16 protein-coding genes and 1 pseudogene are annotated in these 14512 nt (G+C 44.8%); 8 read left to right on the top strand and 9 right to left on the bottom strand.

The genetic code is table 11. The features are described 5' to 3' along the window. Positions 1-39: 39 nt before the first annotated feature. The 7 genes from pheS to ACXAF9_RS13005 all read right to left on the bottom strand — a co-directional run bounded on the left by pheS (position 40) and on the right by ACXAF9_RS13005 (position 4996). Positions 40-1023 (bottom strand): phenylalanine--tRNA ligase subunit alpha, encoded by a 984-nt coding sequence (gene pheS / locus ACXAF9_RS13035; protein WP_475074919.1) that lies wholly within the window; start codon positions 1021-1023, stop codon positions 40-42. 188 nt (positions 1024-1211) lie between these two features. Further along, positions 1212-1568, bottom strand: coding sequence for a 50S ribosomal protein L20 (gene rplT, locus ACXAF9_RS13030; protein ID WP_475074916.1), 357 nt, complete (start codon positions 1566-1568; stop codon positions 1212-1214). A gap of 40 nt (positions 1569-1608) precedes the next feature. Then, positions 1609-1803 (bottom strand): 50S ribosomal protein L35, encoded by a 195-nt coding sequence (gene rpmI / locus ACXAF9_RS13025; RefSeq protein WP_075171641.1) that lies wholly within the window; start codon positions 1801-1803, stop codon positions 1609-1611. A 93-nt stretch (positions 1804-1896) separates the two neighbouring features. After that, positions 1897-2439: a translation initiation factor IF-3 gene (gene infC / locus ACXAF9_RS13020; protein WP_475075175.1), complete on the bottom strand. Its 543-nt coding sequence runs from the start codon at positions 2437-2439 to the stop codon at positions 1897-1899. An 18-nt stretch (positions 2440-2457) separates the two neighbouring features. Then, positions 2458-4374 (bottom strand): threonine--tRNA ligase, encoded by a 1917-nt coding sequence (thrS, locus tag ACXAF9_RS13015; RefSeq protein WP_475074914.1) that lies wholly within the window; start codon positions 4372-4374, stop codon positions 2458-2460. 159 nt (positions 4375-4533) lie between these two features. Continuing rightward, positions 4534-4680 carry an entericidin A/B family lipoprotein gene (locus tag ACXAF9_RS13010; protein ID WP_475074912.1) on the bottom strand — a complete coding sequence of 49 codons (147 nt, stop codon included), beginning with the start codon at positions 4678-4680 and terminating at the stop codon, positions 4534-4536. Positions 4681-4756: 76 nt separating this feature from the next. Beyond that, entirely contained in the window at positions 4757-4996 is a 240-nt protein-coding gene (locus ACXAF9_RS13005; protein ID WP_475074910.1) for a DUF2789 domain-containing protein, read from the bottom strand. A gap of 174 nt (positions 4997-5170) precedes the next feature. Here ACXAF9_RS13005 and ACXAF9_RS13000 point away from each other — a divergent pair, with 174 nt between their 5' ends. Further along, entirely contained in the window at positions 5171-5797 is a 627-nt protein-coding gene (locus ACXAF9_RS13000; RefSeq protein ID WP_475074908.1) for a YigZ family protein, read from the top strand. Positions 5798-5932: 135 nt separating this feature from the next. On the opposite strand, the gene ACXAF9_RS12995 is transcribed toward ACXAF9_RS13000, so the two are convergent. Continuing rightward, the gene (locus ACXAF9_RS12995) at positions 5933-6493 is read right to left on the bottom strand and encodes a hypothetical protein (protein WP_475074906.1); all 561 of its coding nucleotides are present in this window, start codon (positions 6491-6493) and stop codon (positions 5933-5935) included. Between the two features lie 202 nt (positions 6494-6695). Between ACXAF9_RS12995 and ACXAF9_RS12990 the strand changes: the two genes are divergently transcribed. The 4 genes from ACXAF9_RS12990 to ACXAF9_RS12975 are packed head-to-tail and all read left to right on the top strand — an operon-like array spanning position 6696 to position 11594. Continuing rightward, positions 6696-7859 carry a YjgN family protein gene (locus tag ACXAF9_RS12990; protein ID WP_475074904.1) on the top strand — a complete coding sequence of 388 codons (1164 nt, stop codon included), beginning with the start codon at positions 6696-6698 and terminating at the stop codon, positions 7857-7859. Beyond that, positions 7856-8944: a M48 family metallopeptidase gene (locus ACXAF9_RS12985; RefSeq protein WP_475074902.1), complete on the top strand. Its 1089-nt coding sequence runs from the start codon at positions 7856-7858 to the stop codon at positions 8942-8944. Before ACXAF9_RS12990 ends, ACXAF9_RS12985 begins: the two co-directional genes overlap by 4 nt. Before the next feature lie 41 nt (positions 8945-8985). After that, positions 8986-11064 (top strand): DUF4150 domain-containing protein, encoded by a 2079-nt coding sequence (locus ACXAF9_RS12980; RefSeq protein ID WP_475074900.1) that lies wholly within the window; start codon positions 8986-8988, stop codon positions 11062-11064. Next, on the top strand, positions 11061-11594 hold the full coding sequence (locus ACXAF9_RS12975) for a hypothetical protein (protein WP_475074899.1): 534 nt from the start codon (positions 11061-11063) through the stop codon (positions 11592-11594). The genes ACXAF9_RS12980 and ACXAF9_RS12975 overlap by 4 nt, the downstream gene beginning before the upstream one ends. A 76-nt stretch (positions 11595-11670) precedes the next feature. Here the strand turns inward: ACXAF9_RS12975 and ACXAF9_RS12970 are convergent. Beyond that, positions 11671-12621, bottom strand: a pseudogene (locus ACXAF9_RS12970) (IS30 family transposase). Between the two features lie 80 nt (positions 12622-12701). Between ACXAF9_RS12970 and ACXAF9_RS12965 the strand changes: the two are divergent. From ACXAF9_RS12965 to ACXAF9_RS12955, 3 genes are read left to right on the top strand one after another with little or no spacing between them, the layout of a single operon-like run. Next, positions 12702-13346, top strand: a complete 645-nt coding sequence (locus tag ACXAF9_RS12965; RefSeq protein WP_475074898.1) for an AHH domain-containing protein — start codon at positions 12702-12704, stop codon at positions 13344-13346. Further along, positions 13343-13942, top strand: a complete 600-nt coding sequence (locus ACXAF9_RS12960) for an imm11 family protein (protein ID WP_475074896.1) — start codon at positions 13343-13345, stop codon at positions 13940-13942. The genes ACXAF9_RS12965 and ACXAF9_RS12960 overlap by 4 nt, the downstream gene beginning before the upstream one ends. 3 nt (positions 13943-13945) lie before the next feature. Then, on the top strand, positions 13946-14374 hold the full coding sequence (locus tag ACXAF9_RS12955; RefSeq protein WP_475074894.1) for a hypothetical protein: 429 nt from the start codon (positions 13946-13948) through the stop codon (positions 14372-14374). Positions 14375-14512 lie beyond the last annotated feature (138 nt).

Below are 14512 nucleotides of genomic sequence, written 5' to 3'. Positions count from 1 at the left end.
CTGAAACTAATTCGGTTCGGTTGGATGTCGTTGCGAGAATCACTTGAATTGATTCAGGAATCGCAAATCGTTTTCAAAGAACAGACGTAGGTCGTTGACGCCATAACGCAGCATCGCCAAACGCTCTACCCCCATACCGAACGCAAAACCGGTGTATTCTTCTGGGTCGATACCGGACATTTCGAACACTTTTGGGTGAACCATGCCGCAACCCAAAACTTCCAGCCACTTGCCGTCACCACGGTCGATATCCACTTCGATCGAAGGCTCCGTAAACGGGAAGTAAGAAGGACGGAAACGCACTTTCACATCTTCCTCGAAGAACTCGCGCAGGAATTGCTCCAAGGTGCCTTTTAGGTCGGCGAAAGAGATGTCTTTATCAATGATCAAGCCCTCAACCTGATGGAACATCGGTGAATGAGTCTGATCATAGTCACAACGGTAAACACGACCTGGACACACAATGCGGATCGGTGGCTGTTGCGTTTCCATCGTGCGCACCTGTACACCAGAGGTGTGGGTACGTAACAAGGTGTTTGCATTAAAGTAGAAGGTATCGTGCATTGCACGCGCCGGGTGATGCGATGGGATATTCAGCGCTTCGAAGTTGTGATAGTCGTCTTCGATTTCTGGGCCTTCGGCCACTTGATAGCCGATGTTGGCAAAGAAAGCTTCGATGCGTTCCAGTGTTTTTGTCACCGGGTGCAAACCACCAACCGGCTGACCGCGACCTGGTAAGGTCACATCAACGGTTTCGGCCGCAAGTTTCGCTTCTAATTCAGCGTTTTCCAGTGCTTCTTTACGCGCTGAGATCTGCTCTGAAACGTGTTGGATCGCTTCGTTGATCTTTGCACCAGCCGCAGGACGCTCTTCCGGTGTTAATGCGCCTAAGCCCTTGCGCAGTGCAGTAAGGGGGCCTTTTTTACCCAGATACTCTACACGTACCTGATCCAGTTCCTGTAGGTTGCTGGCTGCGCTAACCGCGGCCGATGCCTGGTCCAGGATACTTTGCATATTGTCCATGTCCAACTCCAGTTCATGGGGAGAGGGTGAATTGATTCAGTTATTCTGCGAACCTCAGATGACAAACATACGTTGCTCTGATGTTGGCGCAATAACCCAACCTTGGGCCGAAAAAAACAGGGGAAGAGTTCGCACCCTTCCCCTGTGATGTATAAAGCATTGCAACCTCTACAAGAGAGGCGGGTGCATTAAGCCAAAGAAGCTTTTGCTTTCTCTACTACCGCAGCAAACGCAGCTTGCTCGTACACAGCCAGATCAGCCAGTACTTTACGGTCGATTTCGATGTTGGCTTTTTTCAGGCCAGCAATGAAGCGGCTGTAAGACAAACCGTTGATACGTGCAGCAGCGTTGATACGTGCAATCCACAGAGCGCGGAATTGACGCTTACGCTGACGACGGTCACGGTATGCATATTGACCAGCTTTGATGACAGCCTGTTTAGCTACACGGAATACACGGCTACGAGCACCGTAATAACCCTTAGCTTGCTTCAAGATTTTCTTATGACGGCGACGAGCCTGAACACCACGTTTTACACGAGCCATTCTTTACCTTCCTATTTCAAATTCTGTTAATTAAAGCGACTTAGATGTACGGCAGCATGCGACGGATCAGTGCTTTATCAGCAGCGTGAACCTGAAGCATTGGACGAAGCTGACGCTTACGCTTAGTGCTTTTCTTAGTCAGAATGTGGCTTTTGAAGGCTTGCTTGTGCTTAAAGCCATTAGCAGTTTTCTTAAAGCGTTTTGCCGCACCACGGCAAGATTTAATCTTAGGCATTACAAATCTCCACGCATTCGTTGATTTTCTGAGGATTCGCATAACAACAAAAACCCGCAGCCTTAACGACTGTGGGCTTTTGCATGTGACGAATCACTTTTTCTTCTTCGGAGCCAAAACCATGATCATTTGACGACCTTCCAGCTTTGGACGCTGCTCTACTGAACCTAACTCTTCGAGGTCGCCCTCGATACGGTTCATCAGCTGCATACCCAGCTCTTGGTGAGCCATCTCACGACCGCGGAAACGTAGTGTTACCTTGGCTTTATCCCCTGCTTCAAGGAAACGTATCAGGTTGCGTAGCTTTACCTGATAATCCCCTTCATCCGTACCCGGACGGAATTTGACTTCCTTGACCTGGATTTGATGCTGTTTCTTCTTGGCTTCGTTGTCCTGCTTTTTCTTCTCGTACAGGAACTTGCCATAATCCATCAGTTTACAAACGATCGGATCAGAATCAGAAATTTGCACCAAGTCAAGTTCAGCCTCTTGAGCCATCTCAAGAGCCTGATTAAGCGACACGATACCGACTTGCTCACCGTCTGCAGCAATCAGACGTAATTGTTGAGCCCTAATATTCTCGTTGATGGGTGCACGGTTTTCACGGCGTGCACCTCTTCTGTTATCGCGCTTGATTGTTATATCTCCTAATTATTAGTCGTCACGACTCTTACGTTCCACGTCTTTGGCGAGGAATTCAGTGAAGGCGTCTAATGACATGGTACCTAGATCTTCACCTGAACGGGTGCGAACAGCGACTTGGCCGTTCTCGACTTCTTTATCACCCACAACCAGAAGGAAAGGAACTTTCTGAAGAGTACGCTCGCGAATTTTAAAGCCGATCTTCTCGTTTCTCAAGTCTGAAACCGCTCTAAAACCAGAATTTTGCAGCGTTTCAACCACTTTTTGACAGTAATCGGCCTGTTTATCGGTAATATTCATCACCACCGCTTGTGTTGGTGCCAACCAAGTCGGCAGCGCACCTGCGTAGTTTTCGATCAGAATACCGATGAATCGCTCAAAAGAGCCCAAAATTGCACGGTGCAACATGACCGGTGTTTCACGATCGCCCTTCTCATTAACGAACTGAGCTTCTAAACGGCCCGGCATCGAGAAATCGACCTGGATGGTACCGCACTGCCATACACGGCCGATGCAGTCGCGCAGTGAGAACTCAATTTTAGGACCGTAGAAGGCACCTTCACCTGGCAGCTCTTCCCAATCCAAGTTTGCGGCATTCAGTGCATCTGCCAGAGCTTTTTCCGCTTTGTCCCACACCTCGTCAGAGCCTACACGCTTTTCAGGACGTGTCGACAACTTGTAGATGATCTCGCTAAAGCCAAAGTCGGCATACACTTCGTGTAGGAAGTCGATGAAAGACGCCACTTCAGGCTGAATCGCATCTTCAGCACAGAAGATATGAGCATCATCCTGAACAAAGCCACGTACACGCATGATGCCGTGTAATGCACCAGAAGGCTCATTACGGTGGCACGAGCCAAACTCAGCCAAACGCAACGGCAGGTCACGGTACGAACGAAGGCCCTGGTTAAACACCTGAATGTGGCACGGGCAGTTCATCGGCTTAACTGCAAAGTCTTTGTTTTCCGAGTGAGTAGTAAACATCTGCTCAGAAAACTTATCCCAGTGGCCGGATTTTTCCCAAAGGGTACGCTCAACCACCTGAGGCGTTTTGATCTCTTGATAACCGTGTTTAATTTGCTTGGCACGCATGTATTGTTCGATTTGTTGGTACAAGGTCCAACCATTCGGGTGCCAGAACACCATACCCGGTGCTTCTTCTTGCAAATGGAACAAGTTCAGCTGCTTACCCAACTTACGGTGGTCGCGTTTTTCAGCTTCTTCCAAACGGTGCAGGTACTCTTTAAGCTCTTTTTTATCGCTCCAAGCCGTACCGTAAATGCGTTGCAGCATCTCGTTATTGGAGTCTCCGCGCCAGTAAGCACCTGCCACTTTCATCAACTTGAAGGCTTTGATGTGACCGGTGGATGGAACGTGTGGGCCGCGACACAAGTCGATGAAGTCGCCCTGCGAGTAAAACGACAAGTCTTCATCGGTTGGGATGCTGCTCAGAATCTGAACCTTGTATTTTTCACCCATCTCTTCGAACAATTTAACCGCCTCGTCGCGGCTCATCAAAGAGCGGGAAACTTGCAGATTCTGCTTCGCAAGCTCGGTCATTTTCTTCTCGATCTTTTCAAGATCGTCCGAAGTAAACGGGCGCTCGTAAGCAAAATCGTAATAGAAACCGTTTTCGATCACCGGTCCGATGGTGACCTGAGCACCTGGGAATAACTCCTGTACGGCCATTGCCATTAAGTGAGCGCACGAGTGACGAATGATCTCAACGCCTTCCTCATCACGAGCGGTGATGATGGCCAAATCTGAATCATTCTCAATGGTGTGGCTGGTATCAACTAATGTGCCATCGACTTTGCCGGCCAGTGCGGCTTTGGCAAGACCTGCGCCGATGTCGGCTGCGACATCAAACACAGAAACAGGGTTTGCAAACTCACGTTTGCTACCATCAGGTAACGTAATAACAGGCATGTTCTTTTCCTTAGATTTCGAACGTCACGACCCCCACGACAGGCCTATGACATGGTTAATCACATACATACCAAGTATGTGGCAGGCCAATATTTTATAGGATGCGAGCCTGCTAACCAACCGTTTAAACGGATTTCTTACCTAAGGATAAAAATGGAATTAGGAGTGCTTTTGAGCGGCCCGTTCGATCGCCTGTCCGCCTTTTTGAATATCGCGTCCAAGCCCTTCCATCGCACTGCAGCCGATCAGCAAAGAAGCACTAGTAATGGCGAGCACAGAGGCCCATATTTTTGTTAATTTACGCATGAATTTATCCTGAAACTAAAACGGCGTATATCTTTTTCATGCTATTCACCTTTGTCCGTATGATTTGCCAGTGTGGTTAAGCTTGCTCGTGCAATAGTGCATTTAGCTCGTCAACACTCTCGGCCCATGCCGCATCAAACTCTCGACTTTCTTTCAAAAACTGAGACTGGCCTTTTGACCAAAACTCGGCGTTTTCGATCTCAACACCGTCCTCTAATGGATGCGCTTTTATAAAAGCCTCGATCTCACTAGGTTGATCACTTAAGCCTAACTGCAAAAACAGATTCGGTAGTGTGTGCTCAGTGGTGTCCATCATCGCCTCCCTACGGGTGATTGAATGCGTTTACATTGGAGTAGACAGGTTGTCTCTAAAAAAATTCACTTTCTTTATACGGATCACCATCCTCTTTGGGTTTACTCTTGTCAGACAAAGCAGAGGAATGATCCAATAAAAGGCCATACCTACCACCCTTAAAGAACGAGATCGGCCTTGAGCAAGAGTTACTTCGCACCAGAGACGTATCAGATCACCGAGATCGAGATCAAAAAAAGCCGCTTCATTGCCGAAGCCTTTCCCATCAGCAGTGCCGATGAAGCCAAGCAGATGATTGACCAAGTGAAATTGCGAGAACCGACCGCCAGCCATCACTGCTCGGGATTTATCTCTGGATCCCCGCTGGACAGCGGTAAAGCCGGTGCGTATGGGTTCAGCGATGATGGGGAGCCCACAGGCACTGCCGGCAAACCCATATACAACGCGATCAAAGGGGCCAACATGGGTGGCGTGTGCATCGTGGTTACGCGTTACTTTGGGGGCACCAAGCTTGGTACAGGCGGTTTGATTCGAGCCTATGGCGATAGCGCTCGGGCCGTTTTAGAGCAGATCACCCCAATCGAAATCATCCCAACCACAGTGATGAAACTTAGTTTTCCCTACAGCGCCACGGCGTTTGTGGACAGCGTTGTGCATAATAAAGAGCTCGCCGTGTTCGACCAGCAGTTCGCTGAATCGGTGGATTATTGGTTACGCGTTCCAAAGGAACAAACCCTGCCCATCAAGCATCTTTTTGAGGAAGGGGGCAAAGGGGATCTCCTCGTCAAGGTGATCGAAGACTGATCCTTAATACCGAACACGCGCAAGATCTAACAAAGAACCCGAGTGACGATTCCACTGACCTTGATCACCTGGTTTGTGCTTATTCCACTGGACTATCTGTGGTGGGAGCTACTAGGACTATTTAATCCAAGCTGATCACGGAGTCACTTGCAGGTGGGTTCGGGTTAAAAATTGGTGCAGATGAAAGCGCTGATCGGGACTGACCGGCAATGACTCAAAATCCTGAGGGTCGATCTGATTCGTCCCATCAAAGGGTATATAGTAAGTTGCAACAAACCAATGATATGGCCCGCGGATCGATTTGTTGGCAACCACCATACCTGGGCGTCCATGCTTTGGTTCGCATGCCATAACCTCGCTCTGGGTCAGTAGCCCTTGAATGGACTCTTGTCGGTGTTGATACAGCTGACACCCTTCATCAAACGCCTCAGTAAATGAGCGGGCCCCTTCTCCCTTTGCCGACTTTTTAACCATCAAGATCACCTCCTTAGCCGTATTCAGATCGCCTTCGCCGACACCATAACGGTAGGTCACACTGCTATTGATCTGACGACTCAGTGATTTGAGCGACATAGTTTTAGGCTTAGCCAAGTGATATTGCTCTTGATAGGTAACCTCATTAGAAAACCCACGAAGGACAAGGTGATCGGGCACCGATGAGTGGCTACTGCACCCCACCATGAGCGCTGTGGACAAGATAGCCAGGCAGCAAGACGCCAATTGGGTATGCTTTTGTGTTTCGATAACAATCACCTCCGTGTATGTGCACTTGATGATAGCGGCAAATCGCCTAGGAATATTTCCTATTTTTCATTACCTTACATGACGACTGGCCCTTTTTTGCTACAATTGGCTGCGTTTTTTACTCCCCTATTTTATCTTTACGAAAGGAATCGTAATGGAAGGCCAACCAAACACCTCTCAACGCTTTGTTTTTCAAGGGCGCGACGGCGAATTCTTTAAGATCTGGATCGTTAACGTATTACTGAGTATCGCCACACTGGGGATATATTCGGCGTGGGCCAAAGTACGTGTAGAGCGCTACTTTTACGGCAATACCTTCTTTGATGGGTCCAACTTTGAATACCACGCCACAGGATGGCAAATTTTCAAAGGGCGCGTCATTGCGATCATCGCCCTAATGATTTACGTCATACTCAGCAATATCCACTTAGAGAGCTCCCTAATTGTGCTTGCCCTGTTGGTTTTGGCAACACCTTGGATACTCTGGAGCAGCTATCGATTTAAAGCGCGAGTTTCGAGCTACCGTGGAGTACGCTTTACCTTTACCGGTACTCTAAAACGCGCTTACTGGATTGTACTTATTATCCCGTTTGCGCCCGCTATTCTTCTGGGTGGATTAGCCTACGTAAGCTACGAATTCTTTGACTTGCCAGTTGTTGCCGCCATCAGCGGCACGATTGCAGCATTGTCGTTTTATCTTGTGATCCCTTATGTTCAGGCTCGTATTCATGAATATCACGCTAATGAGATGTGTTATGGACAAGGCCGCTTCTCGACCGAAATTTCCACTTGGTTTTTCTACAAAACCTATTTATGGATCCTGGTTGCAGGCTTTGGCTTAGCTTTTGCAATCTTAGGTGTGCTGGCCATTGTTGGCTCGGGCAGCGTTGTAATCGCGATCATGAATCAGGACTTTCAAGCACTGAGCGGCTTAATAATGGCACTTGCAGGCGCGATGGCCTATTTTGGGTTATTCGCATTTTCATTTTGGGCGAAAGCGTTTATGGAAGCACGCATCAGTAACCATGTGCTTGATCACCTCACCTTGGATAACGCGGTTACCTTTAACAGCACATTGCGTACCATGCCACTGACCGGTCTACTGATTACTAATTGGCTGATCATCATGTTTACATGTGGCTTAGGCTACCCTATTGCAGCTATCCGACTGGCCCAGTACCGAGCAAAGTCGTTCGAAGGCACCATCCATCAAGATCTGAACCATTACGTACCCCAGCAGCAACAAAAGCAATCCGCATTGGGTGAAGAGCTGGGCGGCGTATTTGACGTACAAGGCGATTTAGGACTGAGTTTGTGACAAACCCCTTCATCATTACTGGATACCTTTACCCAGAAAACAGTTCGGCCCGTTATCGGGCTGAACTGCTGACACGCGGTAGCCATTTTAAGTTACACATTGTCGATGAAGACAACCCTCATCTGATGGGGCAGTTTTCCCAGCTGAACATCAGTAGCCGTGTAGGCAGCATCCCAAGACGCATCCGGTTCCCGGATGGTTGGGAGTTAGAAACCCACAATAACGACGCGGTGGACTCCTGGATTGGAGAGTGCGGTCAAAGTAAAAGCGCACTCATCATCCATACGTTAGAGACCAATCTTAAATGGATATTGGCAAGCCTTGTCCTCAGTGTTCTTTCGGTTGTTCTGTTTATTACTTGGGGCATCCCAGCGATTAGCCATATCGCGGCGCAACAAATCCCCGATTCTGTGGCCGAGTTTATCGGCGAGCAAACCCTAAATAGCTTGGATGAGTTTGCGTTAGGGGCCAGTGAAACCCCCATTGAAACCCAGTTAGAAGTCCAACGTTACTTTAAAGATACCTTAGCCGACCGCTATACAGGCACCTTGGATTTGCGCTTACACTTTAGAGCCTTTGGCATGAGTGAGGAGCCCGTAGCCAACGCATTTGCCCTACCCTCCGGTGATATTATTCTGACTGATGAGCTGGTTCGACGCTTACAAACCAAAGAGAAGATTGGCTCGGTTATCCTCCACGAAATTGGACACGTCGAAGAACGACACGGGCTTGAGCAAGTGATCGCCGCATCCGGCTTAACCATGGTAACCTTAGCCATCTTTGGCGGTGACTTGAGTTTTGGCCAAGAGATATTAGTCGGCTTCCCGGCCTTCTTATTGCAACAGGACTACTCCCGCGGTGCCGAGGAGGAAGCGGATACATATGCACTCGACAACATGGTGGCTTTGGATATCCCCACCTCTGAGTTTGCGGACGCCCTAAGCCTAATCGCACCCGAAGGGTACGAACAAAACAACAATGAAGAAACACTCAGCGAAGAAAGCCTAAGCAACTGGCTGTCCTCGCACCCAGAGATGCATCAACGGATTGAACACGCCCGCCACTATGATGAAGGACATCGTTAGTCAATAGTGAACAGCGCAGGCATAACTTAAGGAAAAGTACCATGGCAGGTTCTGGAAGCATTGCCACCAAAAACGGGGATTATGTTCTCGTTAATACCGCACCGGATGTGTGCTGGACAAAGGTAGGTAAAAAGTGGCGCCCTATCCCGTATAACATTACCCACACTATGGCGAACAGTGAAAACGTTAGCCCCAATGTGTTTGCCGGTGGCAAACCCGCTTTTATGCATGGTGAAAGCTTTATCACAGGCATTACAGGTGATGAACCAGGTCGTCGAGGCGGTATCGTAACGGGGACACTCACAGAAATCAGTTTTGCCTTGGATAAGAGCGCGTCGGTTCATGTCAACGGCATGAAATCCGTTCGTACGGGCGACTGTGTTTGGATGAACCAACAAACGCCTGCCGCCAAACAAGGAAAGGTTGGGCCAGATGGGCAAACGAGCTGGCTTAAAATTCAAGGGGTATATAAAGATCGTTGGAGAACCCCTATCCATAGCTGCCCGGTTGTTCTTAGCATAAACGAATCCAGCGTTCCTTTTACGGCCTTAAGTGGTGGTGAGGGCTATAACAGTGCGGCGTCATCCGAAGCGATGGCTGTGGAAACAAAGGATCAGCCTGGTACCGTTGTTCGACAAAATGTTGAGCCTGGTTCTGTAAAAGTTGAAGGTGTTGAAAATAAAGAGCTTGAAGAGGCAACATTAGAACTAAAAGCTTCATTAAGAGAATCATTCGGTTTTGAGCTAAAAAAATTAAACAATGCTATGTTTCCATTCCAGCAAGACTGGAAAAAATATGGAGGTAGCTCTGCATATATTGCTTCCGCTAAAGGAAATATCGTCGGGGCGGAACGGTGGTTTCAAGACTTAGTTAATACTGGAGACGTTTTTGACAATATCAACTTTGAAGATGTAAAAAATGGAACCATCAGTATTTTATCCAGAGCTATCCCAGGAATTGGAATTTCCTTCTGGCTGAGTGAAGGCTTTCAATCCGGTGATTTTTCGGCTTGGTTTAAGTCTGAAATGGAGGAAAGACGGGCCGAAATGGAGCAGATCGCCTCATTAGTAAAGTCATCTGCTGAAAATATTGTAGAAATAGCTGACTACTCGGTTAAGATCTATAAGCATGAGAAAGAGATAAAAGAATTCCTCGTACATCTACACGAAGCTAACATAGATGATGTAGAGCTATTTGTAGAAAATGTGATAGGTGACATTGATCCCAAGCTTGCAAAAGACATCATGACCAATACTGATAATCACTCAGTATTCCTTGAGTATTTTGGGGATTCAATAGGCAGGGAGTTTGCAGCCTTTCTCGCCAGAGTTATTGAAATAATACCTCCAAACTTCTACTTCTTTCTTGTGGGAGCTGCTGGATTCTATATATTACTTGAAGTTATTTTTGGAATAATATTAGGACTCCTATTTGCGCCTGCTGCTGCAGGTCGTTTAGCATTGATCATAGCCAGATTGACTCAAATTGGTAAGGCGACCATTGCTGTAACAAAGGTTAAAGGTACAGCCCTAGCAATCGAAGCGTTTTTGAACATCCTTGAATTTATTAAAAATTCGATTGACTTACTCAAAACGATTGGAAAAAACTTAAGAATAATTAGATCACCGGAATTGAAGAAAGAAGGACAGACTGGTGAGACGTTACTTATAGAGAGAAGCGTTTTAAATTTACTGGATCTCGATGATCTGTTTGGTGATCTAAGGCAGCCATATCCAGGCTTGAAAGAATATGAAACCATTGATGGAAGGATAACAAAAAACCCTAAACTACAAATCATATTTAAGGGAGATAAAGCAATACCTCTTGAAAAGGGAAACTCATACATATGGGTAGTTGACAAAGATGGTAACCTACGAATTGGGACTGAGGAGAAGATTGCACCAGGGCAAAAACTTGGGCATCCTTCTTTAGTTGAGGACGAAGGTGCTAGAGTAGGCGGAGAAATAAAGTTCAACTCAGAAACTAAGGAATGGAGAATCAATGACAAATCAGGAAGATTTAGTCGCGGAAGAACTAAAGAAGAAAGAACTAAAATTCTTAACAACGTCCATGAGTTATTTTTAAATTCGGGTTTAGATGTTGGAGTAAAGCAACCATGAAAAAAAATCAAGAATTATATGACTTGTTAAATAATGACATATTTGACTTAGATGAAGAAAGTATTATCAAAACTCTGTCGCTTTATGAAACAGAAGAAATTTTTTCATGCTTAATCAGTAAACTTGAAAGTATAGCTAAATACGACAACACATATGAAGACCCATGGAAAATCGGGAGAATATTTGGAGATATAGATATCAGAATAGATGACAAAATAATGTCAAACTTAATAAATTATTCTTCCGAACTAAAGATAGCATCTTTTAACTTTTTATCAGGCTACTGGGACACATCAGAACCAGATTTGAAAAATTATAAGAACTTTTTAGATTATGTATACACTTTCATTAACAGCAAATGGGAAAAAAATATATCTGAGGCTGCAATAGATGCAGTTGCGATTTCTTATGGAAACAATAAAGAGCTGTTTAACGACAAATATGTAAAAGAACTCATAAAGAACTTTAAAGACTTCGCTCAAAACAACGATCTAAACCCTCAAGTAAAATCCCTTATTCTTAGAGTATAAAGATGCTGCCCACAGAAAACTTTAATCGGTTATAGAAAAACACGCGAATTCAACTACCAAGTGCACCACCCGCTATTTAAGCAGCTCGGCTCATTTCTTCAAACACTACGGCTGGCTGCTTGAACCCAAGACACTTTCTTGGTCTTAGATTGATTTCTCGTTCTATCTGCGACAATTGATCATCCTTTATAGTCCTTAAGTCCGTCCCTTTTTTGATGTATTGGCGCAGCAGTCCGTTGAAGTTTTCATTCAATCCTCTCTCCCACGAAGCATACGGGTTCGCAAAATACACATCGGCTCTCAGAGCATTAGCAACAGCCTCGTGGCCGCAAAACTCAAGTCCGTTATCCGCTGTGATGGTATGCACGTAATGACGATGCTGCCATAGCATTTGGATCATGGCGTCACGCACTTCATCTGCGCTTTTCGCTTTCACTTTGCGAATCAGATACAACTTCGATTTACGTTCAACCAAGCTCACGATAGCGCCTGTACCTTGTTTTCCTAACACAGTATAGACTTCCCAATCGCCCAGTCGCTGCTTCGTATCAACAATGCTAGGTCGGTGCTAAATACCCACACGATTAGGGATGATCACGCGTTTTGAACGGCTTCCTTTGCGATATTTACGACCATTATGGCGTAGCTGCCGATACAAACTTCCGCCTCGTAGTTTGTCACAATAGATATAGTTGTAAATCCACTCATGACTGACCGGGTAGCCGATCAACTGGCCGACACCCGCTATCTGCTCTGGACTCCATTTGTACGATAAGCAATATTCAACAAACATGACCGTCAGCTCGCAGACCTTCGACTTGGCGGACTCTTTACGGCGCTTGAGTGCCAAAGCGTGTGCTTTTTGCGGTATGTAGTCACGAGAAGACATACTGTTGCGACGTACTTCACGGCTAACGGTGGCATGGTTTAGCCCCATCTTTCTGGCAATCTCTCGAAAGCTTAAGTTCTCGCTTAGATAGGCTGAAATCTGGTATCTTTGACCTTCGATCAACTGCTTGTAACTCATGGTAATACTCTTTTTTGTTTGGCTACGATAGAGTACCACCAACAGGCAGTTGATCTCTCCTCACCGTTTAACCATGAGTGGTGCACTTATTATCTGAATTTGCGGATTCTAAATATCTTAAGACAATAACTGAAGCTATTGCTAAATTTGAAGATCACCCAAAGCATTCTAAGAATGGAGGAATTAATATGCAGGCGCATCATTTGATTTCTGAGCAAGGTTTGAGTAAAGCTACATATTTAGAACAAATTGATCATTTAGGGTACGATATTAATGTTCTGGAGAATTTAGTATTTATACCTACAGATCCATTCGATGCATGTCACATGGGTATCCAGGTGCATCGCTCAGGCCATACATCTAAAATTAACACCTCAAACGATCCCGATGATGATCATCCTCTAAGTTATCATGATATAGTAAGACGTAAAGTTGACAAACTGTCAATTCATATTGACGACATCTGTGAAAACAAAGATTCAAGCAGTAAAAACAAAAAAAGAATCCAAAATCTAATGAACAATACCAGTTTCGAAATACTTAAAGATATAAGAAATTTCAAACTAAAACTAACTTCATCAGCAAGTAATTTTGAAACAAAATCGAAGATAGGGTGTTCTAATTTCAATAATATAAATAAGGATAGAAAAACAACCGAATGCAAACTAAGTAGAATCCATAATATAAAACCACCTAAAGAATATAAACTTGAGATTGGAAGATGAAATACTACATACCCTTTAAAGAAATTAAAAAATCAACACCAATGCTAAGCTTGAGCAAAAGCTCAAAAAACATAAAAATAAAGGATATCGGCAAGCTCAACAGTACAGTATTCGTCGAGGACTCCTACAAAGAACTTAACAAATCATTATCGCCTTCTCCGATCATGACTCTTAATGTTGCACTTGTTGTAAACGAGAAGATAAAAAACTTCATTACAGAAATAGATGCCACTATCAACATCGAACAAGCTTGCTACATCAAATCGGATAATGAGTATATAGAGGACTACTGGATCATCACCCCAAGTATAAATAAAAGTGTTATCGATCTAGAAAAATCTGTATTCGATGTAACTGTTATTGACGAAGATATGCCATCATTAAACATGTATGACTTCGAAAAAATTGTGGTCAACAAAGAAATTAGATTAAACACAATATTCTTCCGCGAACCATATTTAAGAGATCTAGTTATAACAGAAGAATTCTTAAATTTCTTACGAGAAAATAAGCTTACAGGGTTAAGCTTCATGGATATAGAAAATTATGAAGACTGGAAAACCGTAGAGCACCATGAAGATCATATAATAATTTAAGTGATGAATTACTTTATTCCAGTAAGAGATAAAACTAGAAACTTTCCTGTTCTTTCAGTTCACAATCTTTCTGAAGATTATGAGCTAAATGACATTGGTAAAAAAGCCACTACATTATTTTTCGAAGAAGCTTTCCCTTCACCTAAAGGCAGAGTAAAAGATAACTTCGACATAATGATTTTACACAACCATTTAATTTGTAAAGACTTACTAAAGGAGTACATACTAAGAAACAACCAGAACTTGCCCTTTGAAAAGGCAGCCTGTATCGATAAAAATGGCACTTATCACGAGGATTATTGGATTTTCCGACCTACTAGTAAGATAAGCAATATATCTCTAGAAAACTCAGAGTATAAAGCAGTTATAATTGATGAAGACGAGCCTGATCTAAACCTTTACAAATTCGCAAAAATAGTTAGTCGCCCCTGAAAAAAACGTAACCGTATGATTTATAGTGGTTTATAATGCGGTTCGAATATGGAAAACCCGCTTTTTTTGCCCTTCAGGGCCCAAATAGTTGCAGAATCGTTGATTTATGAAACCGAAGAAGAAGCTTTCAGAACCGCA

The organism is Neptunomonas sp. ABH4_499, from assembly GCF_056160565.1.
This window is presented reverse-complemented; position numbering and strand designations above follow the sequence as displayed.